The organism is Kitasatospora sp. NPDC040550, from assembly GCF_055594965.1.
This window is the reverse complement of record NZ_JBVIWC010000003.1, coordinates 151,330-174,449: the sequence shown is the minus strand read 5'-3', so window position 1 is coordinate 174,449 and position 23,120 is coordinate 151,330. Positions and strand designations below refer to the sequence as shown.

Here is a 23,120-nt window from a genome sequence, read left to right as displayed (position 1 = left end):
AAACGACCACTTCGACCACACGGTGTAGCTGTCATTGCACAAAGCGTTATTCTCTCCTGGATGCACGTCACCCATGCGTCCCGCTCGAACGGATGCCATGGGGAGTGCTCTCCGCGCAGGCGGAGGTGATCCGTCCACAGTTCTGCCTCTGGGAGTCCCGTGTACCCACCCGTCCGGAACGACGCGCCTGCACCCTCCCGCCCGTCGTCCGCGCCCCTGCGCCCCCGCACCGGCCTCCGCGGCCGCCCGGCCGAGCGGCAGATCTCCACCGGCCTGGACCTGCTGCGCACCCTGCTCCGCAGCCAGCTCGCCGCCTCGCCCCAACTCGTGCCCGCCGGCGCGCCGTTCGGCCACCAGCACGGCCCCGGCATCGCGCTGCGCACCACCGCCGCCGGCTCCACCGGCACCGGCTCGCGCGGCCGCACCGGCAGCACCGGCGTCGGCCGCAGCCGCACGCGCACCGCGCCGAGCCCCGGCTACGAGACCGAGCACAATCCGATCATGGAGCTGGTCGAGCGGGCCCAGGCCGGCGAGAGCGAGGCCTTCGGCCGGCTCTACGACCACTACGCGGACACCGTCTACCGCTACATCTACTACCGGGTCGGCAGCCGGGCCACCGCCGAGGACCTCACCAGCGAGACCTTCCTGCGCGCGCTGCGCCGGATCGGTACCTTCACCTGGCAGGGCCGCGACTTCGGCGCCTGGCTGGTCACCATCGCGCGCAACCTGGTCGCCGACCACTTCAAGTCCAGCCGGTTCCGGCTGGAGGTCACCACCGGCGAGATGCTCGACTCCAACGAGTGCGAGCGCAGCCCGGAGGAGTCGGTGCTGGAGTCGCTCTCCAACGCCGCCCTGCTGGACGCGGTGCGCCGGCTCAACCCCCAGCAGCAGGAGTGCGTGACGCTGCGCTTCCTCCAGGGGCTGTCGGTGGCCGAGACGGCGCGGATCATGGGCAAGAACGAGGGTGCGATCAAGACCCTCCAGTACCGCGCCGTGCGCACCCTCGCCCGGCTCCTGCCGCCCGACGCGCGGTGAGGCGGCGGTGACCGAGGGAGCGATAGGGCCCGGGCGGGGCCCGACCCGGCGCGGGCCCGACGGCCCGTCACCCCTGCCACCCGGCCGACACGTCCGGGTGAACGGTCGGTCCGATGATCAGCCGTGCGTAACCGACCGCCCGTACCGCTCGTTGGCCAGCATGCAAGCCCCCACCAGGCATACGGTCAAGCCGAATTGTGACCTGTCACCCGATGGAGTGGCTTTGGCCCGCCGGGGCAACCGTCCGGCAGGCCGGGGTGTCGACAACGACGAAGGGAGGTGTGGCCCGTGACGGCAAACGTGCTGGAGCACCGACGGGCGAAGGCCTTCGCCGAGGCGCTGGAGGCCCACCAGGCGGAGCAACGCCGCGCGGCCACCGCCGAATCGGCCAACACCACGGCCGCCGAGGCCGGTTCGGTGGCGATGGCCGAACTGGTCGGTCTGGCCGACGCGCTGGGGGCACTACCCGGACCAGCCCTGGACCAAGAGGTCCGGACGGTCCAACGCGCCCAGCTGATGGCCGCGTTCGAGCAGGCCTTCGCGGGCGGGCCGGGCGCCGCAGTGCCCCGCCAGCGCCGCCACCGGGCCATCCGGACGGCGCCGCGCGGCCGGTGGAGCCGCCGCTTCGCGATCGGCGGACTGGTCGCCGGGCTCGCCGTCGGCAGCCTGGCCGGCGCGGCCGCCGCAAGCACCAACGCCCTTCCCGGGGACACGCTGTACGGCATGAAGCGCGGTCTCGAAGGGCTCCGGCTCGACCTCGCGGACTCCGACTCGGAGCGCGGCGAACTGCTGCTCGGCAACGCCGCCACCCGGCTCGGCGAGGCCAACGCCCTGGTCGGGCAAGCCGGTACGACCACCGGGCTCAGCCCCGGCACCGTCGACCGGGTCCGCCGCGCGCTGGACGACATGCACGCCGACGCCCTCAAGGGCCGCGACCTGCTGCGTTCGGTCTACCGCAGCAACGGCTCGCTGGACCCGATGCGCGCGCTGGCCGGCTTCGCCCACGACGAGGACGGCCGCTGGAGCGAGCTGCAGGGCCGACTGCCGGTCCAACTCACCGAGCAGGCCCACCTGGTGAACCAGCTCTTCGACGACATAACCGAGGACGTCGCGCCCCTGCGCCTGGCCCAGCCCCCCGCCAAGAGCGGTGGACCGGGCGGCACCGGAGCGGGCGACGAATCCTCCTCGACCGGCGGCTCCCCGGCCGGAGCCGGGCCCGACGGCTCCGGCGCCGCACCCGGCTCCGCGCAGTCCCAGGGCGGCACGGGCAACGGCAACCGCCCCGGTACCGAACGCGCCCCGGACGCCACCGGCAACAGCGGCCCGGCCGGCGGCGGGGCCAAGGGCGGCGGACTGCCGAGCACCCTGCCGAGCAGCGCCCCGGACGCCGTCAACGGCCTGGTCGGCGACCTCACCAGCGGGCTCACCGGCGGTCGGCCCTCGCCGAGCGCCGACGCGGCCCCGCCGAAGGTGCCCCAGCCGCCGTCCGGTGCGCCCAGCACGCCGAGCGGCGCCCAGCAGGGCGTGGACGTGCCTCCGCTGATCCCCGGCCTGCTGCCCGGGCTGCGGATCCTCGGCGGGAGCTGAGCGAGGCGGTGAGGGCCCGGCGGGACGCGTCCCGCCGGGCCCTCACCGTGCCAGGTCCTCACACAGGACGATCAGAAGAACACCGACCGCCGCTGCACCAGCAGCTGGTACAGGGTGTGCTGGATGGTCTCCCGCACCTCGTCGGCCAGGTCGAAGACCAGCATCGGGTCGTCCGCCGCCTCCGGCGGGTGGCCGTCGGTGGCGATCGGCTCGCCGAAGCGGATCGTCCACTTGGTCGGCAGCGGCAGCATCCCGAGCGGCCCCAGCCACGGGAAGGTCGGCGTCACCGGCACGTACGGCAGGCCGAGCAGCCGGGCCAGCGTCTTCACGTTGCCGATCATCGGGTAGGTCTCCTCCGCCCCGACGATCGAGCAGGGCACGATCGGCACCCCCGCGCGCAGCGCCGAGGAGACGAAGCCGCCGCGGCCGAAGCGCTGGAGCTTGTAGCGCTCGGAGAACGGCTTGCCGATGCCCTTGAAGCCCTCTGGCCAGACCCCGACCAACTCGCCCCGCTCCAGCAGCGCCTGGGCGTCCTCGTTGCAGGCCAGGGTGTGGCCGGCCTTGCGGGCCAGCTCGTTGACGCCCGGCAGCACGAAGACCAGGTCGGCCGCGAGCATCCGCAGGTGCCGGTGGTGCGGGTGGTGGTCGTGGATGGCCACCTGGGTCATCAGGGCGTCCAGCGGGATGGTGCCGGAGTGGTTGGCGACGATCAGGGCGCCGCCCTCGGCCGGGACGTGCTCGATCCCCTGGACGTCGATCCGGAAGTACTTCTCGGCCAGCGGGCGCAGCAGCGAGAGCAGCACCTCCTCGGTGAGCTCCCGGTCGAAGCCGAACTCGTCGACCTCGTAGTCGCCGGTGATCCGGCGGCGCAGGAAGGCCAGCCCCTCGGTGGCCCGGCCCTCCCAGCCCTTGCCGAACAGCCGGGTGGCCGCCGGGCCGAGCTGCCCGGACAGCGCCCCGCCGACGGCCCCGGCGAGCCGGTCGGCCAGGCCGGGGCCCTCCGGCGAGCTCCAGCTGGGGGCGGACTCGATCGGGATGACCTTGGCCTCGCCCGGCGCGTTCTCGGCGGCGGCACTCATCGCGGGTTCAGCTCCTCGGGCGGCGGGTCGGTACGGCGGGGGTGGCCCCTTCGGGGCCGAGCAGGGCGGTCAGCCGGTCGGTGACGGCGGCCAGCCGCTCCGGCGGCAGCAGGCCGGGGCCCAGGGCGGCGGCGAAGTCGGCGAAGGCCTCCGGAGTGCTGAACGCCGGACGGTAGCCGAAGGTCTCCCGCAGCCGCGTGGTGTCCACCACCCGGCCGTGGGTGAGCAGCCGCAGCTGTTCCGGCGAGACGTCGACCAGCCGGGTCTGCCGGGCGAGCACGGCCATCCAGCTGACCGCGGGCAGCAGCAGCGGCAGGGTGGGGCGGCCGAGCCGGCGGGCGCACTGGGAGAGCAGCAGCACGCCCTCCCCCGCCACATTGAAGGTGCCGGTGTTGACGGTGCCCGGCTCGGGCTCCCCGGCGGCCCGGCAGAGCACCGCGACGGCGTCGTCCTCGTGCACGAACTGCAGCCTGGGGTCGTAGCCGAGCACGGTCGGCAGCACCGGCAGCGCGAAGTACTCGCTGAGCGGGGTGTCGGCGCCCGGGCCGACGATGTTGGCGAAGCGCAGCACCGTCACCGCGACGTCCGGGCGGCGCCGGGCGAAGCCGCGGACGTAGCCCTCCACCTCGGCCGCGTCCTTGGCGAAGCCGCCGCCGGGCGGGTCCTTCGGCTGGATCCGTTCGCTGAACACCGCCGGGTCGCGGGGCGCGGAGCCGTAGACGCCGGTGGTGGACTTCACCACCAGCCGGCGCACCCCGGGCGCCTTCTGGCAGGCGCCGAGCAGCTGCATGGTGCCGATGACGTTGGCCTCCTTCACCGCGGAGCGGTTGGTGGAGCCCAGACCGGTGGCGCTGACGCTCAGGTGCACCACGGTGTCCACCCGGTGCTCGGCGATCAACCGGGAGACCGCGGGGCGGCGCAGGTCGAGCTGGTGGAAGGTGTACGGGGCGGCCGGTCCGGCCGGCTCCTCGACCGGCAGCCGCGGCGGCTGCACGTCCACGCCGACGACCCGGTCCACCCCCGGCCGGCGACGGACCTCGGCGGCGAAGCGGGCACCGAGATGGCGTGCCACGCCGGTGACGAGCACGACCACGCCCACGGTGCTGCACCCCATTCCCTCGACCCGAGCGGCTGCGTGCACCGTACCGCGCCGCCCCACCGGGCCGTGAAACGACACCGCCCGCCCAGGCCGCGAGGGCCTGGGCGGGCGGTGGAAGCGCTGGGCGCGCTGGGCGCGGCCGGGGGCGCTTACTTCTTGTTGCGACGCTGAACGCGGGTCCTCTTCAGAAGCTTGCGGTGCTTCTTCTTGGCCATACGCTTGCGACGCTTCTTGATGACAGAGCCCACGGAACAACCCTCGCTCACTGAGACTCTCGTCCGTGAGAGACGGAGTCCATACGACTGACGTGAGGGCCTAGCCTACCGTCCGCGTGGCCCGGGCCGTAATCGCGCTCCCCCGCAGCAGGAAACTCGCGGGAAATCCGGGGCGAACGGGGACGGATCCACGGGCTGTGGGACCCGCCCCCGACCGCCCCCTCGGCTACGCGCTCTCGAGCCGCACGTAGGACTCCTTGAGGTACTCGTGCACCGCCTGCTGGGGCACCCGGAAGGACCGTCCGACCCGGATGGCCGGCAGCTCTCCGCTGTGCACCAACCGGTACACGGTCATCTTGGACACCCGCATGACCGCGGCCACCTCGGCCACGGTCAGGAAGACGACTTCCTGCAGGGGACGCTCGACGGAACTCATGACCATCACCCGACCCTTACCCGTGTGCAAGGCACCGGCTTCCCCTCCGGTGACTCCACCGGCACACGTGTATCCCCAGAGTAGTTATGGGTGGTACCAGTGGGAAGAGGGGAGGTGCAGTCCTCGTACGGTGAGAGATAGGACCGTTGCAGTACGTAGTCACTCGGCGGATCGCCCCAGGGGGCGTACGCACGGCCCGTCCGGGGCCCGGCCGGGGTGCGGGCCGGGGCGGCGGATTCAGGCCAGCAGACCGTGGTGGGGGAACACCGCACGGCGGGCCGCGAGGATGGCCTGATCGAGTCGGTCGGCCGGATCGTAACCCGAGTCGAAGTCGCGCCAGGACGGGCGGGCGCCGTCGGTCATCCGCAGCGGGGCCGGGCGGCGGGTGCGGCGGTAGACCTCGGCGCGCCAGGACTCGGGGGTCTCGGTGGCCGGGTCGACGGGCCGGCCGGCGGCGGTGGCGACCAGGTGGGTCCAGCTGCGCGGGACGACGTCGACCACGGCGTAGCCGCCACCGCCGGTGGCCACCCAGCGGCCGCCGGTGAGCCGGTGGGCCAGCCCGTGCAGTTCCTCGGCGATCAGCCGCTGGGCGTCCACCGTGACGGCGAGGTGGGCGAGCGGGTCCTCCAGGTGGGTGTCGGCGCCGTGCTGGGTGACCAGGACCTGCGGCCGGAAGGCGGTGAGCAGTTCGGGCACCAGGGCGTGGAAGGCGCGCAGCCAGCCGGCGTCCCCGGTGCCGGCCGGCAGCGGCAGGTTGGCGGCGGAGCCGGGGGCGTCCGGGCCGCCGGTCTCGGTGGGCCAGCCGGTCTGCGGGAAGAGCGTGGCCGGGTGCTCGTGCAGCGAGACGGTCAGCACCCGGGGGTCGTTCCAGAAGGCCTCCTGGACGCCGTCGCCGTGGTGGACGTCCACGTCGACGTAGGCGACCCGTTCGGCGCCGAGTTCGAGCAGCCGGGCGATCGCGAGGGCCGGGTCGTTGTAGACGCAGAAGCCGGAGGCCTTGCCGGGCATCGCGTGGTGCAGCCCGCCGGCGAAGTTGACGGCGTGCGGGGTCTCGCCGCGCCAGACCGCCTCGGCGGCGGCGACCGACTGGCCGGCGATCAGCGCGGCGGCCGTGTGGACGGCCGGGAACGACCAGTTGTCGTCGGTGCCGAGGCCGTGCCGGGGGTCCGACTGCTCGGGGTGGGCGGCGGCGTGCTTGACCGCCTCGACGTACTCCTTGGTGTGCACCAGCTGCAGGGTGGACTCCCCGGCGGCGGGCGCGGACCGCACGGTCACCCCGGGCCCGGTGGCGAGTCCGAGGGCCTCGACCAGGCGCATGGTCAGCGCGAGCCGGGCCGGGTCCATCGGGTGGCCGGGGCCGAAGTCGTAGGCGGTGACGGCCTCGTCCCAGTAGAGGTGCAGGCCGCAGGGGGTGTCACGCTCGGCTTCGGGCATGGCCTCCACCGTAGTGGGTGGGGGCGGCGGGCCCCGCCCGCCCCCACCGTCAGGCGGCGGCGGGGGCGGGGGCCGGCACGGGTGCGGGGGCGAAGCGCTCGGCCAGCGGCAGCACGGCGAGCACCAGCAGCATCGGGGCGAGCAGTGCCCAGCGGTACGAACTCGCGTCCGCGATCGCCCCGACCAGCGGCGAACCGACCAGGAAGCCCACGTAGTTGAAGAGGTTGAGCCGGGCCACGGCGGCGTCCGAGTCGGCCGGGAAGAGCCGGCCGCCGGCCGCGAACACCTGCGGGATGATCGCGCAGATGCCGAAGCCGAGCACGGTGAACGCGGCGATGCCCGCCCAGGCGGCGGGCGCCAGCGCGGCCAGCCCGAAGCCCAGCGCGGCCAGCGTGGCGCCGCCGCGCACCACCGGGACGGCGCCGAAGCGCTGCACCGCGCGGTCGCCCAGGGCCCGGCCGAGCAGCATCGCCACCATGTAGCCGAGGTAGGAGAGTTTGGCGAGGTCCTCCGGGCTGCCCAGGCCGTCGGTGAGGTACTTGACGCTGTAGTTGGAGACCGAGGCGTCCGCGATGTACGCGAAGGCCATCGCCAGGCAGAGCGGCAGCAGCGGGCGCCAGGGGATGGTCCGGGCGGCGGCCTCGGCGGCCTCCCGGACGGCGTCGCCGAGTTCGGCCGGTCCGGCGAACCTGGTGCCGGTCAGCACCGCGAGCGGGGCGATCACCGCCGCGGCCGTGCCGAACAGCACCGGCAGCCCCAGGTCGTCGTGCGAGCCGAGGGCGGCGATCGCGGCGCCGATGATGCCGCCGAGGCTGAACGCCGCGTGGAAGCCGATCATGATCGAGCGGCCGTAGCGGTGCTGGAGGCCGACCCCGAGCATGTTCATACTGGCGTCGAGCGCCCCCACCAGCAGCCCGAAGGCGCCCAGCGCGAGGGCGAGTTGCCACAGCGCGTCGCCCAGCCCGGCGCCCGCCAGGCTGAGGCAGACGGCCGGCTGGACGGCCCGCAGCACGGCCCGGGCGCCGGTGCGCTTCACCAGCTGCTCGGAGAGGATCGAGCCCACTCCGGCCAGGATCGGCACCGCGGCCAGGAAGACCGGCAGCAGGCCGTCGCTCAGCCCGTACCGGTGCTGGATCTCCGGGATGCAGGTGACCAGCAGCGCGAAGGTGGTGCCCTGGAGCAGGAAGCTGACGGCGAGCGCGGCCCGCCCGGCCCGCAGGCCGGGCGTCGTCGCGGCCGGGGCGGGCACGGGCGGTGCGGCACTCATGTGGACCTCCACGCACGGGCCCGCGCGGGCCCTGGTACGGGCCCCGCTACCGGCCGGTAGAACGATGTTGGCCGAGAGCGTAGGCGGTGCGCGGGGTTTGCGGGAGGGGTCGTGCAGGGACTTCCGCCGCGGGCGGCCGCCCGGTCACTTCCCGCCGGAGGCCAGCTCCCGGGAGCGGTCCCGGGCCGCCTCCAGGGCGCCGAGCAGCGCGGCCCGCACCCCGTGGTTCTCCAGCTCGCGGATCGCCGCGATGGTGGTGCCGGCCGGGGAGGTGACCGCCTCGCGCAGCTTAACCGGGTGCTCGCCGGAGTCGCGCAGCATCACCGAGGCGCCGATCGCGGACTGCACGATCAGGTCGTGCGCCACCTGCCGGGGCAGCCCGAGCAGGATGCCCGCGTCGGTCATCGCCTCGACCAGGAAGTAGAAGTAGGCCGGACCCGAGCCGGACAGCGCGGTGGCCGCGTCCTGCTGGGCCTCCGGCAGCCGCAGCGCCTTGCCGACCGAGCTGAAGATCTCCTCGGCTCGCGCCAGGTGCTCCTCCCGGGCGTGCGAGCCGCCGGAGATGACGCTCATCCCCTCGTCCACCAGCACCGGCGTATTGGGCATCACCCGGACCACCGGGGTGCCGGCCGCGAGCCGCTCCTCGAACCAGGCGGTCGGGACGCCGGCCGCCGCCGAGATCACCAGCCGGTCCGGGCTGATGTGCGGGGCCAGCTCCTCCAGCAGGGTGCCCATGTCCTGCGGCTTGACCGCGAGGATCAGGGTGTCGGCGAGCTTGGCGGCCTCGGCGTTGGAGACGGCCGGCACGCCGTAGCGGTCGGCGAGTTCGGCCGCGCGCTCGGGGCGGCGGGCGGTCACCAGGACGTCCGCCGGGTCGGTGCCGGCCCGCAGCAGGCCGGAGAGCAGGGCCTCGCCGATCTTGCCGGTGCCCAGGAAGGCGATCTTCTGTCCGTGTGCTGCGCTGCTGCCCATGGTCCGCTCCTTGCCTCGGTACTGCGGCCATCCTCGCACCGCGCGGCGGCGCCCGTCCGGACCGTCCGGTCCGTGGTCCGCGGGGCCCGGGAGAGCCCGGAAGGGCCTGAGTGCTGTGCCCCTAGGGAGAAAACTCGGGGGTTTCCCCTATGGCCTCCGGGCCCGGGCGGGCGCACCGTGGAGCCATGGCACACGACGAGATGTCCCGACGTGAGAACCGGCAACTCGCCGCCGCCTCGGCGACGATGGGCCCGTGGCGGACGGCCGCGGGGGTCGGTGCGGTGGTGGGCGCGACCGCCCTGGGGATCGAGGCGATCTCCGGGGACTGGTCGCTGGCCATGCTGGCCGGACCGGCCGGCTGGGCCCTGTTCTTCCTCTTCCTGGTCGGCACCGTCGGCGGTCAGCTGCGCCGCGACACCACCGACCGGCGGCTGCGCCGCTGGGCCGACGCTCACCCGTGGCAGTCGGCGCTCCCGGCGGCCGGCGGGCTGCTGGTGCTGAACACCCTGGCGCAGTACTTCCTCGGCGACAGCGGGCTGTTCGGCTCGTTCTTCATCTCGCTGCTGCCGGCCGGCCTGCTGCTGGTGATCGCCGGGGTGGTGGGCTCGGTGAAGCAGGCCCGCGGCAAGGGCTAGCCGGGCACCGGGTCGGCGGTCAGCGCTTGCGCTTGCCGCCGGGTCGGCCGCCGCGGCCGGCCTGGCGCTTCTCGTACTGCTCGACGGCCTTCCGGTGGGCGGCCCGCCGGACCGCCTCGCCGGGGGCCTCGACCAGGCTGCGGGCGAAGTAGGCGGCCAGGCTGCCGGCCCCGCCGATCAGCCAGACGGCGCCGAGCGACTTCTCCTCGGCCATCCAGCCGGTCAGCTGGTCCCTGCCCTCGGTGAGCACCTTCCAGGTGCGCCGGACGGCCATCAACGAGCAGACCGCGATGGCGGCGGTCAGCAGCCCGTTCAGGAAGCCGCCGCCGCTGTCGGAGAGGGCGACGCCCTCGACGCCGAGGCGCAGCACCAGCACGGCGGCGGCGGTGGCGGCCAGGGCGCCGACCGAGACGCCGACCCGGCGCAGCCAGTAGCCGTTGTCCCGGTTGAGCCAGGAGGTGCCGAAGAAGCGGATCGGCTCCGGCTCGGGGGCGCCGGCGGGCTTGGGGGCGGGGGTGGGGGGCTGCTCGCTCACGTCGTCGATTATCACCCGGGCGCGGCCCGTGGCACCGCGCCCGGGGGACGACGGCGGCGGAACCGTCCCGGACCGCGGGACGGCTCCGCCGTGGCCGTACGGGCTCAGCCGAGCTTGCTGACGTCCCGGACCGCGCCCTTGTCGGCGGAAGTGGCCATCGCCGCGTAGGCCCGCAGCGCCTGGCTGACCTGGCGTTCGCGGTTCTGCGGCCGGTAGCCGTGCCCGGCCTCCAGCGCGCGGCGGCGCTCGGCGAGGACCTCGTCCGGGACCTCCAGGGAGATCGTCCGGGCCGGGATGTCGATGGCGATGGTGTCGCCGTCCTCGACCAGCGCGATGGTGCCGCCGGAGGCCGCCTCCGGGGAGGCGTGGCCGATGGACAGGCCCGAGGTGCCGCCGGAGAACCGGCCGTCGGTGATCAGCGCGCAGGCCTTGCCGAGGCCGCGGCCCTTGAGGAAGGAGGTCGGGTAGAGCATCTCCTGCATGCCCGGGCCGCCCTTGGGGCCCTCGTAGCGGATGACGACGACGTCGCCCTCCTTGACCCGCTTGGCGAGGATCGCCTCGACCGCGTCCTCCTGGGACTCGACGACGACAGCCGGGCCGCTGAAGGTCCAGATCGACTCGTCGACGCCGGCCGTCTTCACGATGCAGCCGTCCTCGGCGAGGTTGCCGTACAGCACCGCGAGGCCGCCCTCGACCGAGTAGGCGTGCTCGACGCTGCGGATGCAGCCCTTGGCGGCGTCGGTGTCCAGCGAATCCCAGCGCTCGGACTGCGAGAAGGCCTCGGCGGAGCGCTTGCAGCCGGGGGCGGCGTGCCACAGCTCGACGGCCTCGGCGGACGGCGAACCGCCGCGCACGTCCCAGGTCTTGAGCCACTCCGCGAGCGAGTCCGAGTGCACGGTGTGCACGTCCTCGTTGAGCAGCCCGCCCCGGTACAGCTCGCCGAGGATGGCCGGGATGCCGCCGGCCCGGTGGACGTCCTCCATGTAGTACGAGCCGTTGGGCGCGACCTTGGACAGACAGGGCACCTTGCGGGAGATCGCGTCGATGGCCCGCTGGTCGAAGTCCAGCTCGGCCTCCTGGGCGGCGGCGAGCAGGTGCAGGATGGTGTTGGTCGAGCCGCCCATGGCGATGTCCAGGGCCATGGCGTTCTCGAAGGCGGCGCGGGTGGCGATCGCGCGCGGCAGGACGGAGGGATCGTCCTGGCCGTAGTGGCGGTTGGTGATCTCGACGACCGTGCGCCCGGCCCGCTCGTACAGCGCCCGGCGGGCGGTGTGGGTGGCGAGCACCGAGCCGTTGCCGGGCAGCGAGAGGCCGATCGCCTCGGTGAGGCAGTTCATCGAGTTGGCGGTGAACATGCCCGAGCAGGACCCGCAGGTCGGGCAGGCGTTCTCCTCGATGATCGCGATGTCCTCGTCGGAGACGTTCTCGTTCACCGCCTGGGAGATCGCGTCGACCAGGTCCAGCTTGCGCACGGTGCCGTCGACCAGGGTGGCCTTGCCGGCCTCCATCGGACCGCCGGAGACGAACACGGTCGGGATGTTGAGGCGCAGCGCGGCCATCAGCATGCCGGGGGTGATCTTGTCGCAGTTGGAGATGCAGATCAGCGCGTCGGCGCAGTGCGCGTTGACCATGTACTCGACCGAGTCGGCGATCAGGTCGCGCGAGGGCAGCGAGTAGAGCATGCCGCCGTGGCCCATCGCGATGCCGTCGTCGACGGCGATGGTGTTGAACTCGCGCGGGATGCCGCCGGCCTCCTTGATCGCCTCGGAGACGATCCGGCCGACCGGCTGGAGGTGGGTGTGGCCCGGGACGAACTCGGTGAAGGAGTTGGCGACCGCGATGATCGGCTTGCCGAAGTCCTCGCGGGCTACGCCGGCGGCCCGGAGAAGCGCCCGGGCGCCTGCCATGTTGCGACCGTGGGTGACCGTACGGGACCTCAGCTCGGGCACTGTGCTCCACTCCTTCGGGGCTCTCGCCGGCGCCCCGCCGGTGAGGGGGCGCGGGGGCCGTTGTGGCTTACGAGCCTACGCCCGCCGTCCGGCCGGCGGACGGTGCGTCCGCGATGCGGGCAGCCGGGGCGGGGCTCCGGCCCGGCTGCCCGGCGACGGACGGGCGGTGGACGGGCGGCGGACCGGCAGGGGCGCGGGCGGCGGACGGGCGGCTCGCGGTCAGGCCGGCTTGACGGCCACGGTGAGGTCCAGGCTGAACGGTTCTGCGACCACGCCGTCCGGGAACTCGACGGCCATCGCCTCCCGCTCGGCGGCCAGCACCGGGGCACGCTCCTCGGGGCTGAGCGAGGCCAGGTAGGAGCGGGAGGTCAGGTCGGTGAGCACGTGCTCGACGGTGACCTGCCGCTCCCAGTGCAGCACCGCCCGCTCGACCGCGAGGCCGGCCGGGGCGAAGTGCCGGGTGTGGCCGCTGATCCCGCCGTAGCCGCGGTAGCGGCCGGGCAGCGCGGCGGCCAGCCGTTCGGCCCGGGCCCGGACCCACGGCACGGTCTCGTCGTGCACGTTCCACCAGGTGGCCAGGGCGCCGCCCGGCCGTAGCACCCGGAGGGCCTCCGGGACGGACCGCTCGGGCCTGGTCCAGTGGAAGGCCTGGGCGTAGCCGATCAGGTCGGCGGAGGCGTCGTGGAAGGGCAGGTCGTCGCCCGTGCCGCGGACCAGCGGCAGGGCCGGCGAGGAGGCCAGGAACTGGGCGGCCATGCCGTCGCTGGGCTCGACCGCGACGACCTCGGCGCCCCGGGCGGCCAGCAGCCGGGTGGCGATGCCCGTGCCGGCGCCGACGTCCAGGACCCTGGCGCCCTTGAGGCTGCGGCCCCAGAGCCGCTCCACCGCGTCGAACAGCTCGTCGGGGTAGCCCGGGCGGCCGCGGTCGTACTCGGCGGCGACCGCGCCGAAGCTCACGGCGAGTTCCCGGTAGTCCCGATCCTCCGTCATGTGTCCCCCTCCGAGCGGAAGTTCGGACCCGGTCGGGCCCGGTGCTCAGCGTACGCGCGAGGGGGTGGCGAGGTGCAAGCGGGTGAAGGCGAGGGCCTCGGCCAGGTCGGCCTCGCGTTCGGCGGGGGACGCGGAGCGGCGGGTGTTGACCTCCAGCACCACGTGGCCGTCGAAGCCGGTGCGGGCGAGGTGCTCCAGCAGTTCGGCACAGGGCTGCTTGCCCCGGCCGGGGATCAGGTGCTCGTCCTTGCCGGAACCGCTGCCGTCGGCCAGGTGGACGTGGGCGAGCCGGTCGCCCATCCGCTCGACCATGGCGAAGGCGTCGATCCGGGAGGTGGCGACGTGCGAGAGGTCGATGGTGAAGTGCCGGTACTCCTCGTCGGTGACGTCCCAGCCGGGGGCGTACGCCAGCACCTCGCGGTCGCGGTAGCGCCACGGGTACATGTTCTCGACGGCGAAGCGGACGTCGGTCTCGCCCGCCATCCGGTTGATGCCCTCGACGAACTCGCGGGCGTACTGCCGCTGCCAGCGGAACGGCGGGTGCACCACGACCGCGCCGGCGCCGAGCTTCTCGGCCGCCGCCCGGGCCCGGACCAGCTTGGTCCACGGGTCGGTGGTCCAGACCCGCTGGGTGATCAGCAGGCAGGGGGCGTGCACGGCCAGGATCGGCAGCTGGTGGGCGTCGGAGAGGCGGCGCAGCGCCTCCAGGTCCTGGCTGACCGGGTCGTTCCAGACCATCACCTCGACCCCGTCGTAGCCGAGCTTGGCGGCCAGCTCGAAGGCCACGGCGGTGCTGGCCGGGTACACCGAGGCGGTGGACAGCGCGACCTTGGTGTCCGGGATGTGCAGGGTCGGGTGCTGGGGCAGCACCAGCCGGTCGGTGGTGCGCAGCAGCGGCGGGCGGGCGGCGTCGCGCTTGGCGGCCTTCACCGAGCGGACGGACTGGACGGCGGCCTTGGCGGCGCCGGCGGCCCGGGCGGTGCGGGTCTCCTTGGGCGGCTGTCCCGCGGTCCCGGCGGCTTCGCGGGCCGTGCTCCGCTTGGCCGCGGCCTTCCCGGTCTTCGCAGCCTTCTCGGTCTTCGCGGCCGCGGTCTTCTCGGCCGGGGTCGTGCCGGCCGGCGGCTGCTCGCTCTGCTGCTGGTCCGCGACCCGGTCCGCCGCCGTGGCGGCGGCCTTGGCGCTCTTGGCGACCTTGGCCACCTTGCCCGCCTGTGCCGCGGTGGCGCCCTTGACCGCCTTGCCGAGACCGGCCTTGCCGAGCCGGCCGCGCGGGCCGGCCGACCGCGGCTGCCCGTCCGCTCCGGGAGCGCGGCCCTCCTGCGTTCCGTCCTCGCCCGCTGGTTGCACCACGGGAGACAGCGTAAGCGGAGCGCGCCCCGAACGGGGGCGGACGCCCGGCGGAGTGACCGCCGGCACGCTCCCCCGCTACTGGGTGAGCGCGGGGCGGCGCTGGTCGGCGGGGCTGTCCATGGCGTCCAGCTCGCGCAGGATGATGCCCTCGCGCAGCGCCCACGGACAGACGTCCAGCTCGTCCAGACCGAACAGGTCCATCGCGGCGTCCGCGACCAGGGCCCCGGCCAGCAGCTGCTTGGCCCGGCCCTCGGAGACCCCGGGGATCTGCGCGCGCTCGGCGACGGTCATCGTGGACAGCCGCGGCAGCCAGGCGGCGAGCCCGCTGCGGGTGAGCCGGCGGTCGGCGTACGGGCCGGCGTCGGCGGGGGCGGCGCCGGTCATCCGGGCCAGCTGCTTGAAGGTCTTGGAGGTGGCGACGGCGTGCTGCGGCGCCCCGAGCCGGGAGATCTCGCCGACCACGTTGGCGATCTCGGCGCGGACGTGCCGTCTCAACTCGCGCAGCGCGTCCGGGTCGGCGACGTCCCCGGGCAGCCAGCGGGCGGTCAGCCGCCCGGCGCCGAGCGGCAGCGAGCAGGCGACGTCCGGCTGCTCGTCCAGGCCGCACGCGATCTCCAGCGAGCCGCCGCCGATGTCCAGGTTGAGCAGCCGGCCGGAGGACCAGCCGAACCAGCGGCGGACGGCCAGGAAGGTGAGCCGGGCCTCGTCCTGCCCGGAGAGCACCCGCAGTTCGATCCCGGTCTCGGCGGCGACCCGGCGCAGCACCTGCTCGCCGTTGGCGGCCTCGCGGACGGCCGAGGTGGCGAACGGCAGGATGTCGACCACGCCCTTGTCCTCGGCGACCCGCAGCGAGGAGGCGATGTGGCCGATCAGCCGGTCGACGCCGGCTTCGCTTATCGCGCCGGAGCCGTCGAGCAGCTCGGCCAGGCGCAGTTCGGCCTTGTGCGAGTACGCGGCCAGCGGGGCGGCACCCGGATGGGCGTCCACCACGAGGAAGTGGACCGTGTTGGAACCTACGTCGAGCACACCGAGTCGCATAACTCTCCACGCTACGCGATCCGGCCGTGGAGGAGATCGGTTGTGACCGTATTCGCGCTGGTCCAGGTCGTTCCCGACCGTTCCGGGTGCGATCGGTGGGTGTTCCCCGACGGCCGTGGACTCAGTGGCCGCGCGGGCCGGCCCGGCGCTCGGTGCGGCAGTTGGCGTCCACCCAGCGGCGGGCCGGGCCCGGGGTGTCCGTGATCAGGCCGTCGGCGTCCCGGGCGGTCATCAGCTGCCAGGCCTCGTCGCCGTCCAGCGTCCAGACGTAGACCTCGCGCCCGGCCTTGCGCTCGGCCGCGATCCGGGCGGCACTGGCCAGGCCCGCGTCCAGGGCGACGCCGTCCAGTTTGAGGTCCCCCGGGTCCTCGGCGATCCCGCCGCTCTGGATCAGCACCACCGGCAGGGCGGGGGCCTCCGCGTGGGCCTGGCGCAGGTTGGCGACCGAGAAGGAGTAGAGCACGACGTGCGCCCGGCTGCCGGCCGCGATCCGGGCGATCCGGGTGACGTCCTCGGGGCGCTGCCACTTGATCTCCATCAGCAGCGTGGCGCTGCTGGTGGAGAGCCGCTCGAGCAGTTCCTCCAGGGTCGGGACGGGCTGGGCGCCACCCGGACCGACGGTCACCCGCAGGGCGGCGACCTGGGCGGCGGTCAGGTCCGCGACGGCGCCCTTGCCGTTGGTGGTGCGGTCCACGGTCGGGTCGTGCATCAGCACCGGGACGCCGTCCCGGGTGGTCTGCACGTCGGTCTCCAGCCAGTCCGCGCCCTGGTTCAGGGCGGTGTCGAAGGAGGCCATGGTGTTCTCGGGCGCGTTGAACGGCGCTCCCCGGTGCCCGATCACCACCGGGGAGGCGCACACCGGCGGCGCGGCGGCCGAACGGGCCTGCAACGCGGGACCGGCGGAGGCGCACCCGGTGGCCAGGACCGCGAGCGCGGCGAGGACGGCCGTCTGGGCGGCGCGGGGCGGGGCGGTCACGGCTCGGTGCTCCGGTTTCGGTCGCTCGGGGTCGGCTGGTACGCGGTCATCTGATCCTTCTGACAGCCCCGCACCGACGTCCGGTTCCCGGTCCGCCGGGATCGCCGGGATCGGCCGGATCGCCACGGCCCGCGGCCGGATCAGAGCAGGCCGTCCCACAACTGTTCCACGATGACGGCCCACCAGTTCTCCGGATCGCCGTAGACCGTACCGTCCAGCTCCGCCAGCCCCCGCTGCAGGGCGTCCACCGCCGTGCCCGCCGCGGCCGGCTCCAGCCCGCGCAGGGTCGGCCACCAGCCGGCGAACAGCTCCAGGCAGCGGACGAAGGCCCGCAGGTCGGCGTTGCAGTGACGGGCCGTCGCGTAGTCCGGGTCCACCGCCCGGACGGCGCCCTCCGCCGGGTCGAGGGTGATCAGCGCCCAGCCGTCCGTCCCCAGCACCAGCTGCCCGGCCGCCGCCGTCCGCTCCCGCTCGGCCGCCCGGGTGCCGCGGCCGAGCGCGGCGAGGTACGGCGCGAGCGGGGGCAGCACGGTGCCCGGGCGGGAGCCGTCCGCGATCGCCTCCACGCCCGGGTGGTGCAGCGCGAAGAAACCGTCCACCGCCTTCGGCAGCCCGACCGCCAGCAGCAGTGCCGCCGCCTCCCCGGACAGCTCGGCGCGCACCACGTCCGCCGGGTCGAAGCGCTGCACGCCCGCCGGACCGAACCGCCCGGCCAGCCGCTGCGCCAGGTCGGCGTCCGGCTCCGCCGGCAGCGGCGGCACCGCCCGCGGGAACGGCACCCGGTTGCGCCCCGGCCCGTCCGGCGCGTCGTACCCGCCGGGCCCGGCGGCCAACTCCCGCACGGCGGAGGCCCGGTGGTCGAAGCGCGGGCCGTACGGCAGGTCGAAGTCCAGCCGGACGTGCGGCAGTTCGGCCGCCAGCGCGTACGACCAGTAGCCGCCGGGCAGGGCCGCCATCCGCAGGTCGGTCCGCACCGCGAGCACGTCCTGCGCCGCGACGCCACGCTCCCGCAGCCACCACCAGCCGCGCAACGCCGGATGCGGCAGCCCGGCCGCCGAGCGCAGCGCCAGCGCGTGGGTGGCGCCGGTGGCGTCCCGGTAGGTCAGCTCGGCCCGGGCGCCCCGGCCGGTGGCCGGCGGCCGGGTCGGGTCGTGGCCGCCGGCACCGACGAAGTCCCGGTAGAGCCCGACCACTTCGTCCACCGGAACGGACGGCCAGACCGTGAACCGCCCGCTCTCCCGGTCCACCACGGCACACGCGGCCCCGACCTCCTCGGGCGCCCGCCGCTCCCCCGTCCGCGGGTCCACCTCCACCCGCGGCGGCTCCGCCCAGACCACCCACCCCAGCTCGAACTCGTGCGCGCACACCCGCCGCGCCACCCCGGCCCCCTGCGGCAGATCCCCGTTGATCCACCGGTGCCCCGCCTCCACCGCCTGCGCCCGCGCGATCACCCGTGCACCCCCGTCGTACCGACTCCGAACCCCACCATCATCCAGCCCGGCCACAGGGCCGGCCGACCACAGCGAGGACGACGCCGGGTCAGTTCGCGCCGAAGGCCTCGATGCCGCACTGTGCGACGCCGCTTCGGTCGATCCTCCCGTCGCCGGTGATCAGCGTCACGGCCGGCGCCTCGGCCAGGGCGACGTGCTGAGCGTCATGGGCGCTCAGATGGCTGTGGAGCGCCTGGATGCGATCCCAGAGGGCGAGCGTCCCGTGTCGGATGAGAGGGAGTTGCCGGTAGGCATCGACGGCCTTGGCGACTTCCCGTTCCGCGAGCTTGCCGGCCCGCCGCATGCCGAGCAGGGCGGACCGGAGCTCGTAGTCGATCAGCGCGGGAACGGCGACGGTATCGGCGGTGCCCACCCGCGCCCGCACGGCGAGGCCGAGCGGGTCGCGGTCGACGAGGACGTGCACCAGGGCGGAACAGTCGAGGACGACCGTCTCGCTCACCGCCCGGACCGTCCCTCGTCGACCGCGGCCGGCACGTCCTCCGCGCTGACGCCGGCGGTGGCCTCCCGGTTCAGTCGGATCACCATCTCCGCCGGCCTGGGCTCGGAGACCTCGCGCGCGCGATGAGGTCGAGGCAGCAGGCCTGGAGCGACGTACCGGACTGGGCAGCACGACCCTTCAGGGCCTGGAGCTGGTCTTCCGGGACGTCCCGGATCGTCAAGGCAGTCATGCCCGCAGTTCAGCGCCGGTGCGTGCACGATGCAGGCATCGGTGCCGGTCCCCGGCTCCGAGGGTGCTCAGGCCGCGGCCAGGTCCAGGGGCCGGCCCTCCGGGGTGAGGGCGATGGCCCAGAGGCCCTGGGTGGCGGGGTGGAGCGGGGCGGGGCCGCCGCGGGCGAGTTGGTGGTCGAGGTAGGTGACGGTGTCCCGGTGGTTGACGGCGTTCCAGGCGTGCGGGCGGCCGTAGGCGTCCAGGGTGAGCAGGACGGCCTGGGCGCCGTGCCCGGCCCGGCGGAGTTCGGCGGCGAGGCGGGTGAAGGCCTGGCCGCCGTCGCCGAGGTCGCGGAAGGGGGCGCCGAGTTCGCGTTCGGCGCGGTCGCGGCCGCCGCGTTCGCCGGCGTCGCCCTCGGTGGGGATGCGCGGGGCCGCGCAGGTGGGGCGGCCGGTGTAGGTGTCGACGGCGGAGAGGGCGATCTCCAGGCTGTTGTTGGCCCGGCCGGGTTCGCGGTGGCCGCCCGCGTTGACGGCCTCGGCCCAGCCGCCGGCCGCCGGGTCGGGGTGGCGGGCGGGCAGGTCGTCCTGGTCGCGGGGGACTCGGCGTTCGAGTTCGGCCTGGTGCTGGGGGTCGACCGGGCCGAGCCCGCCGGGCCGTCCGTACGGGCGGCTGTCGGCGATGGTGCGCGGCCGGGGTTCGTCGGGGCCGTCGGCGAGCGGGCCGCGGCGGGCGCGCAGGGCGAGCTGGAGGGCCATCGCGTGGGCGGTGGCGACCGGGACGGCGCCCCAGGCGAGGGTCGGGTCGGCGAGGGCCGCGGCGGTGTCCCGGCGGCGGCCGTCGGGGTGGTGGGGCTCGGGCCGGCCGATGACCGGGGTGGTGCCGACGATAGGCGGCTCGGCCGGCGGCGGCGGTGCGGTGGCCGGGCCGTGGGTTCCGGCCGGGCTGCGGGGCGCGCCGGGCTGCGGTCCGGCGGCCACCGGGGCACCGCCGACGGGCGCGCCGGCTACGGGCGCACCGACGACGGGCGAGCCGGCCACGGGCGCACCGGCCCCGACGCCGCTGCCGAAGGGCGCGGCCGGGTGCGCCGGGTATCCGCCGCCCGCGGCGAGCGGCCCGGGCCCGACGGCGCCGATCGGACCGGCCACCGGGTAGCCGCCCGAGGAGGCCGGCGTCCCGAACGGCCCGGGCGCACCGACCACGCCGACCACCCCGACCGACCGGACGACCGGGGGCGCGTCCGGCGCCGGGCCGTAGCCGGGTCCGCCGGTGGACGGCACGGCGACGGGCGCGGGCGGCGCGGCCACCGAGTCGGTCCGTACGGTCACCGGCACGCTGCCGCCCCCGCCGCCGCCCCCGGTGTGCGTGGGCGCCTGGAGCGGGTAGTCCCCGTCCGACCAGCCCGACGCCACCGCCGGGCCGCCCTGGTGGGCGGGGGCCGCGGCCCGGACCGGCGGCCCGTCGTCCCGGGCGGGCGGCGACCAGTCGGCGGCCGCGGCCACGGCCCGGTGCGAGCCGCCGTACGAGGGGCCGGTGGCCGCGGCGGCCGGGTCGGCCGTCGGCGCCGACGACGGGACGGCCGTGGGGTCCGCGGTCGACGACGCCGTGGCGAGCACGGACGGGACGACCGGCGCGGCGGCCTGGTCCGCCGTCGGGAGCACCCCCGGCACCTTCGGGTCGCCGCCGGGGGCCTTCGGGTCCCGCGGGTCGGTCAGGTCGGCGAGCGGCAGCCCGTGCAGGTCCTTGCCCGCCTGGTCGGTGAGCACCGGCTGCCCGTGCTCGTCGAGCCGGACGGCCAGGTCGGCCACCCCGACCACCGGCTTGCCGTCCGGTCCGGTCACCACCAGCAGCCCGGCGGCGTCGGCCACCGGCGTGCCGTCGGAGCGCAGGATGACCGGCCTGCCGTCCGCGCCGAGGACGGGCTGCCCGTGCGCGTCGAGCGCGACGCTGAGGCCGGGCACGCCGACCAGCGGCTTGCCGTCCTTCCCGGCGAGCACGACCAGTCCGGTGCCGTCCTTGCCGAGCACGCCCGGTTCGCCGAGGGCGGCGGGCAGTCCGGCGGCGAGCGGGTCGAAGCCGCCCGCGGTGCGGTAGGAGGCGGTGGTGACGCCGGGGGTGGCGGCGGTGCCGAGGCGCAGCAGGGCGACGGCGGAGGGGTCCTTGAGCGCGGTGGCCAGGGCGTCCTTCATGCCGCGGCCGAGTTCGGCGAGCAGTCCGGCGATCTTGAGGGCGGCGGTCTCCACCGCGACGGCCTCGATGCCCGCGGCGACCTGGCCGGCGGCGGCGTTCCTGACGCCGTCCGCGAAGCCGGCGACGGACTTCGCCAGTCCGCCGAACACCCCGGTCTGCCCGGTCTGCCCGGTCCGGTCGGCGCTGCGGGCCACCTCGGCGGCGGTCTGCTGGACCTTGGCGGCCTGCTCCCTGGCCTGCTGCAGCTCGGCGGCCAGGTTCCGCAGGGTGGCGATGATCTCGGCCTTGCAGCCGTCGACGTCCTGTGCGGCGGTGTCGAAGGCGGCGGCGACCAGTCCGACGGCGGTGTGGGCGTCCGGCAGGCGGCCCTTGCCGCCGTCGCTGTAGGTGCGCCAGTACGCGGTGAAGGAGTCGACGGCGTGGCCGGAGTTGTCGGCGGCCACCCGCTGGGCGGACTCGCCGCCCCGGCGGGTGATCCGTTCGGCCTCGGCGGCGAACTCCCGCCAGTGCGCGGCCGCCGTGCGCAGGGCAGCCTCGTCGGCCTGCGGCCACGGGTGGCCGGTCCTGGCCAGGAGCGGGACCAGTTCCTCGGGCAGTTTCCGGGACACGCGCTTCTCCCCCTTCGAGCCGGGCCGTTCAGACCGACATGTCCTGGGGGACGGCCGGTGCCGCCCCCGGGGTTGCCCCGGTGCCCGAAGTCGTCGGCGGGCCCTGGTAGCCGGCGGGCCGGGCGACCGCCCCCGGTACGGCTCCGACCGGCCCGGTGTTCGCGCCGAAGCCGTCCGCCGTCGAGGTGTCGGTGTCGGTGGTCCGCTCGGCCATGGTGTGCAGTCCGGCCCCGACCCTGCCCAGCCGGCCGGCCAGGGCCTTGAGCCCGCCGAGGAGTTCGCCGTGCGCCGGGCCGTAGACGGCGGCGAAGGCGCTGCCCGGCTGGTCGGTGCCCCAGGGCGTGCCGAGCGCGGCCAGGTCCTTCTCCAAGGTGCCCGCGGCCTTGCCCAGTTCGCGCCCGAGCTTCTCGAACTCCCGCCCCTCCCCGTGGAGTTCCCACGGCTTGAGGGTGAACCCGGTGCCGTCGCCGTCGGACGTACCGGTGCTGCCGCCTGCCATCCCCGTACCTCCCCGTAGCGGACCGCGGCCGCCATCCTAGGCACGCGCCCGGTCGGCTCCGCACCGACAGCAGGACCTCTTCACCCCGCCTTCACCGCGTCCCCGGCGCGCGCCGGGCGTCGCCCACCGGCCCGTACGCCCCCGCGAAGCTCTACCCTTGCCGGGTGGCACCAGCAGAAACGTCCAAGAAGAAGGCCAAGGCGAAGCCCCCGGCCGCCCCCGCCCCCGTCGACCTCGCGATGCCGACCCTGCGCCGCGAGATCCCGCGCGACGAGGTCCCGCTCGACTTCCCGCGTGCCTGGGTCGAGTTCGCCGACCCGGCCGACGAGGAGCAGGTCTTCCGCTGCGACCTGACCTGGCTGACCTCCCGCTGGTCCTGCGTCTTCGGCCAGGGCTGCCACGGCATCCGCGAGGGCCGCGGCGAGTCGGACGGCTGCTGCACGCTGGGCGCCCACTACTCGGACGAGGACGACGAGAAGCGCGTCCTCGGCCACGCGGCCCGGCTGACGCCCGAGCTGTGGGAGAACTTCGCCGAGGGCACCGACGCCAAGGGCCGGATCCGCTCCGACGGCGGCGTCACCATGCTGGACGAGGACGGCGACCGCCAGACCCGCCGGGTCGGCGGCGCCTGCATCTTCGTGAACAGCCCGGACTTCGCGGGCGGCGCCGGCTGCGCCCTGCACGCGCTGGCCCTCAAGGAGGGCCGCGAGCCGCTGGAGACCAAGCCGGACGTCTGCTGGCAGCTGCCGGTCCGCCGCACCTACGACTGGATCGACCGCCCCGACGACACCCGCTACCTCCAGGTGACGATCGGCGAGTACGACCGCCGCGGCTGGGGCCCGGGCGGCCACGACCTGCACTGGTGGTGCACCGGGGCCCCGGCCGCGCACCAGGGCGCGGTGCCGGTGTACGTCAGCTACCGCCCCGAGCTCACCGAGCTGATGGGCCGCAAGGCGTACGAGGTGCTGGCCCGGCTGTGCGAGGAGCGGATCGCCACCAAGGGCGACCGCAGGGTGGCCCCGCACCCGGCGGACCCGGTCAAGAAGCCCAAGAAGGACTGACCCGC

The 23,120-nt window shown here is 75.2% G+C and carries 22 protein-coding genes; 4 read left to right on the top strand and 18 right to left on the bottom strand.

The genetic code is table 11. From position 1 onward, the window contains the following. The first annotated feature begins 216 nt into the window (after positions 1–216). Entirely contained in the window at positions 217–1,035 is an 819-nt protein-coding gene (locus ACZ58X_RS06035; RefSeq protein ID WP_402482440.1) for an ECF subfamily RNA polymerase sigma factor, BldN family, read from the top strand. Between the two features lie 288 nt (positions 1,036–1,323). Next, entirely contained in the window at positions 1,324–2,622 is a 1,299-nt protein-coding gene (locus ACZ58X_RS06030) for a DUF5667 domain-containing protein (RefSeq protein WP_470332482.1), read from the top strand. A 71-nt stretch (positions 2,623–2,693) separates the two neighbouring features. Here ACZ58X_RS06030 and ACZ58X_RS06025 read toward each other — a convergent pair whose 3' ends face one another. From ACZ58X_RS06025 to proC, 7 genes are all read right to left on the bottom strand, one after another. Next, a complete protein-coding gene (locus ACZ58X_RS06025; protein ID WP_470332481.1) occupies positions 2,694–3,701 on the bottom strand; it encodes a lysophospholipid acyltransferase family protein in 1,008 nt (335 codons plus the stop codon). A gap of 7 nt (positions 3,702–3,708) precedes the next feature. After that, positions 3,709–4,800, bottom strand: coding sequence for an NAD-dependent epimerase/dehydratase family protein (locus tag ACZ58X_RS06020; RefSeq protein ID WP_470332739.1), 1,092 nt, complete (start codon positions 4,798–4,800; stop codon positions 3,709–3,711). Between the two features lie 149 nt (positions 4,801–4,949). After that, the gene (locus tag ACZ58X_RS06015; protein WP_003948845.1) at positions 4,950–5,048 is read right to left on the bottom strand and encodes a 30S ribosomal protein bS22; all 99 of its coding nucleotides are present in this window, start codon (positions 5,046–5,048) and stop codon (positions 4,950–4,952) included. A 193-nt stretch (positions 5,049–5,241) separates the two neighbouring features. After that, positions 5,242–5,451 (bottom strand): helix-turn-helix domain-containing protein, encoded by a 210-nt coding sequence (locus ACZ58X_RS06010; protein ID WP_045699258.1) that lies wholly within the window; start codon positions 5,449–5,451, stop codon positions 5,242–5,244. A 237-nt stretch (positions 5,452–5,688) separates the two neighbouring features. Then, positions 5,689–6,885 carry an acetoin utilization protein AcuC gene (locus ACZ58X_RS06005; RefSeq protein ID WP_470332480.1) on the bottom strand — a complete coding sequence of 399 codons (1,197 nt, stop codon included), beginning with the start codon at positions 6,883–6,885 and terminating at the stop codon, positions 5,689–5,691. A gap of 49 nt (positions 6,886–6,934) precedes the next feature. After that, positions 6,935–8,152, bottom strand: a complete 1,218-nt coding sequence (locus ACZ58X_RS06000) for an MFS transporter (protein ID WP_470332479.1) — start codon at positions 8,150–8,152, stop codon at positions 6,935–6,937. Positions 8,153–8,296: 144 nt separating this feature from the next. Further along, on the bottom strand, positions 8,297–9,124 hold the full coding sequence (proC, locus tag ACZ58X_RS05995; RefSeq protein WP_470332478.1) for a pyrroline-5-carboxylate reductase: 828 nt from the start codon (positions 9,122–9,124) through the stop codon (positions 8,297–8,299). Between the two features lie 185 nt (positions 9,125–9,309). Here proC and ACZ58X_RS05990 point away from each other — a divergent pair, with 185 nt between their 5' ends. Next, a complete protein-coding gene (locus ACZ58X_RS05990) occupies positions 9,310–9,759 on the top strand; it encodes a hypothetical protein (protein WP_470332477.1) in 450 nt (149 codons plus the stop codon). A gap of 19 nt (positions 9,760–9,778) precedes the next feature. On the opposite strand, the gene ACZ58X_RS05985 is transcribed toward ACZ58X_RS05990, so the two are convergent. From ACZ58X_RS05985 to ACZ58X_RS05935, 11 genes are all read right to left on the bottom strand, one after another. Then, positions 9,779–10,294: a hypothetical protein gene (locus tag ACZ58X_RS05985; protein ID WP_470332476.1), complete on the bottom strand. Its 516-nt coding sequence runs from the start codon at positions 10,292–10,294 to the stop codon at positions 9,779–9,781. Between the two features lie 104 nt (positions 10,295–10,398). Beyond that, complete coding sequence (gene ilvD, locus ACZ58X_RS05980) at positions 10,399–12,243, bottom strand: dihydroxy-acid dehydratase (RefSeq protein WP_470332475.1); 1,845 nt, start codon at positions 12,241–12,243, stop codon at positions 10,399–10,401. Positions 12,244–12,462: 219 nt separating this feature from the next. Next, positions 12,463–13,233 (bottom strand): class I SAM-dependent methyltransferase, encoded by a 771-nt coding sequence (locus ACZ58X_RS05975; RefSeq protein WP_470332474.1) that lies wholly within the window; start codon positions 13,231–13,233, stop codon positions 12,463–12,465. Between the two features lie 45 nt (positions 13,234–13,278). Further along, positions 13,279–14,082 carry a sugar phosphate isomerase/epimerase family protein gene (locus ACZ58X_RS05970; protein WP_470332738.1) on the bottom strand — a complete coding sequence of 268 codons (804 nt, stop codon included), beginning with the start codon at positions 14,080–14,082 and terminating at the stop codon, positions 13,279–13,281. 576 nt (positions 14,083–14,658) lie between these two features. Beyond that, the gene (locus ACZ58X_RS05965; RefSeq protein WP_470332473.1) at positions 14,659–15,621 is read right to left on the bottom strand and encodes a Ppx/GppA family phosphatase; all 963 of its coding nucleotides are present in this window, start codon (positions 15,619–15,621) and stop codon (positions 14,659–14,661) included. Positions 15,622–15,742: 121 nt separating this feature from the next. Beyond that, positions 15,743–16,597, bottom strand: a complete 855-nt coding sequence (locus ACZ58X_RS05960; protein WP_470332472.1) for a glycerophosphodiester phosphodiesterase — start codon at positions 16,595–16,597, stop codon at positions 15,743–15,745. 140 nt (positions 16,598–16,737) lie between these two features. Further along, positions 16,738–18,048, bottom strand: coding sequence for an SUKH-4 family immunity protein (locus ACZ58X_RS05955; RefSeq protein WP_470332471.1), 1,311 nt, complete (start codon positions 18,046–18,048; stop codon positions 16,738–16,740). A gap of 88 nt (positions 18,049–18,136) precedes the next feature. Continuing rightward, entirely contained in the window at positions 18,137–18,547 is a 411-nt protein-coding gene (locus ACZ58X_RS05950; RefSeq protein ID WP_470332470.1) for a type II toxin-antitoxin system VapC family toxin, read from the bottom strand. A gap of 79 nt (positions 18,548–18,626) precedes the next feature. Next, complete coding sequence (locus tag ACZ58X_RS05945; protein WP_470332469.1) at positions 18,627–18,776, bottom strand: FitA-like ribbon-helix-helix domain-containing protein; 150 nt, start codon at positions 18,774–18,776, stop codon at positions 18,627–18,629. Between the two features lie 67 nt (positions 18,777–18,843). Beyond that, positions 18,844–21,555: a toxin glutamine deamidase domain-containing protein gene (locus ACZ58X_RS05940; RefSeq protein WP_470332468.1), complete on the bottom strand. Its 2,712-nt coding sequence runs from the start codon at positions 21,553–21,555 to the stop codon at positions 18,844–18,846. Positions 21,556–21,583: 28 nt separating this feature from the next. Further along, the gene (locus tag ACZ58X_RS05935; RefSeq protein WP_470332467.1) at positions 21,584–22,054 is read right to left on the bottom strand and encodes a hypothetical protein; all 471 of its coding nucleotides are present in this window, start codon (positions 22,052–22,054) and stop codon (positions 21,584–21,586) included. Between the two features lie 239 nt (positions 22,055–22,293). On the opposite strand from ACZ58X_RS05935, the gene ACZ58X_RS05930 reads away from it, so the two are divergent. Further along, positions 22,294–23,115, top strand: a complete 822-nt coding sequence (locus tag ACZ58X_RS05930) for a DUF3109 family protein (RefSeq protein WP_470332737.1) — start codon at positions 22,294–22,296, stop codon at positions 23,113–23,115. Positions 23,116–23,120: the final 5 nt, after the last annotated feature.

What these genes read in the sequence shown, in the direction of transcription:
- ACZ58X_RS05935 (WP_470332467.1), bottom strand. Translation starts at nt 22,054, where the DNA reads ATGGCAGGCGGCAGCACCGGTACGTCCGACGGCGACGGCACCGGGTTC.
- ACZ58X_RS06010 (WP_045699258.1), bottom strand. Translation starts at nt 5,451, where the DNA reads ATGAGTTCCGTCGAGCGTCCCCTGCAGGAAGTCGTCTTCCTGACCGTG.
- ACZ58X_RS05990 (WP_470332477.1), top strand. Translation starts at nt 9,310, where the DNA reads ATGGCACACGACGAGATGTCCCGACGTGAGAACCGGCAACTCGCCGCC.
- ACZ58X_RS05965 (WP_470332473.1), bottom strand. Translation starts at nt 15,621, where the DNA reads ATGCGACTCGGTGTGCTCGACGTAGGTTCCAACACGGTCCACTTCCTC.
- ACZ58X_RS06000 (WP_470332479.1), bottom strand. Translation starts at nt 8,152, where the DNA reads ATGAGTGCCGCACCGCCCGTGCCCGCCCCGGCCGCGACGACGCCCGGC.
- ACZ58X_RS06005 (WP_470332480.1), bottom strand. Translation starts at nt 6,885, where the DNA reads ATGCCCGAAGCCGAGCGTGACACCCCCTGCGGCCTGCACCTCTACTGG.
- ACZ58X_RS06025 (WP_470332481.1), bottom strand. Translation starts at nt 3,701, where the DNA reads ATGAGTGCCGCCGCCGAGAACGCGCCGGGCGAGGCCAAGGTCATCCCG.
- ACZ58X_RS05930 (WP_470332737.1), top strand. Translation starts at nt 22,294, where the DNA reads ATGCCGACCCTGCGCCGCGAGATCCCGCGCGACGAGGTCCCGCTCGAC.
- proC (WP_470332478.1), bottom strand. Translation starts at nt 9,124, where the DNA reads ATGGGCAGCAGCGCAGCACACGGACAGAAGATCGCCTTCCTGGGCACC.
- ACZ58X_RS05945 (WP_470332469.1), bottom strand. Translation starts at nt 18,776, where the DNA reads ATGACTGCCTTGACGATCCGGGACGTCCCGGAAGACCAGCTCCAGGCC.
- ACZ58X_RS05975 (WP_470332474.1), bottom strand. Translation starts at nt 13,233, where the DNA reads ATGACGGAGGATCGGGACTACCGGGAACTCGCCGTGAGCTTCGGCGCG.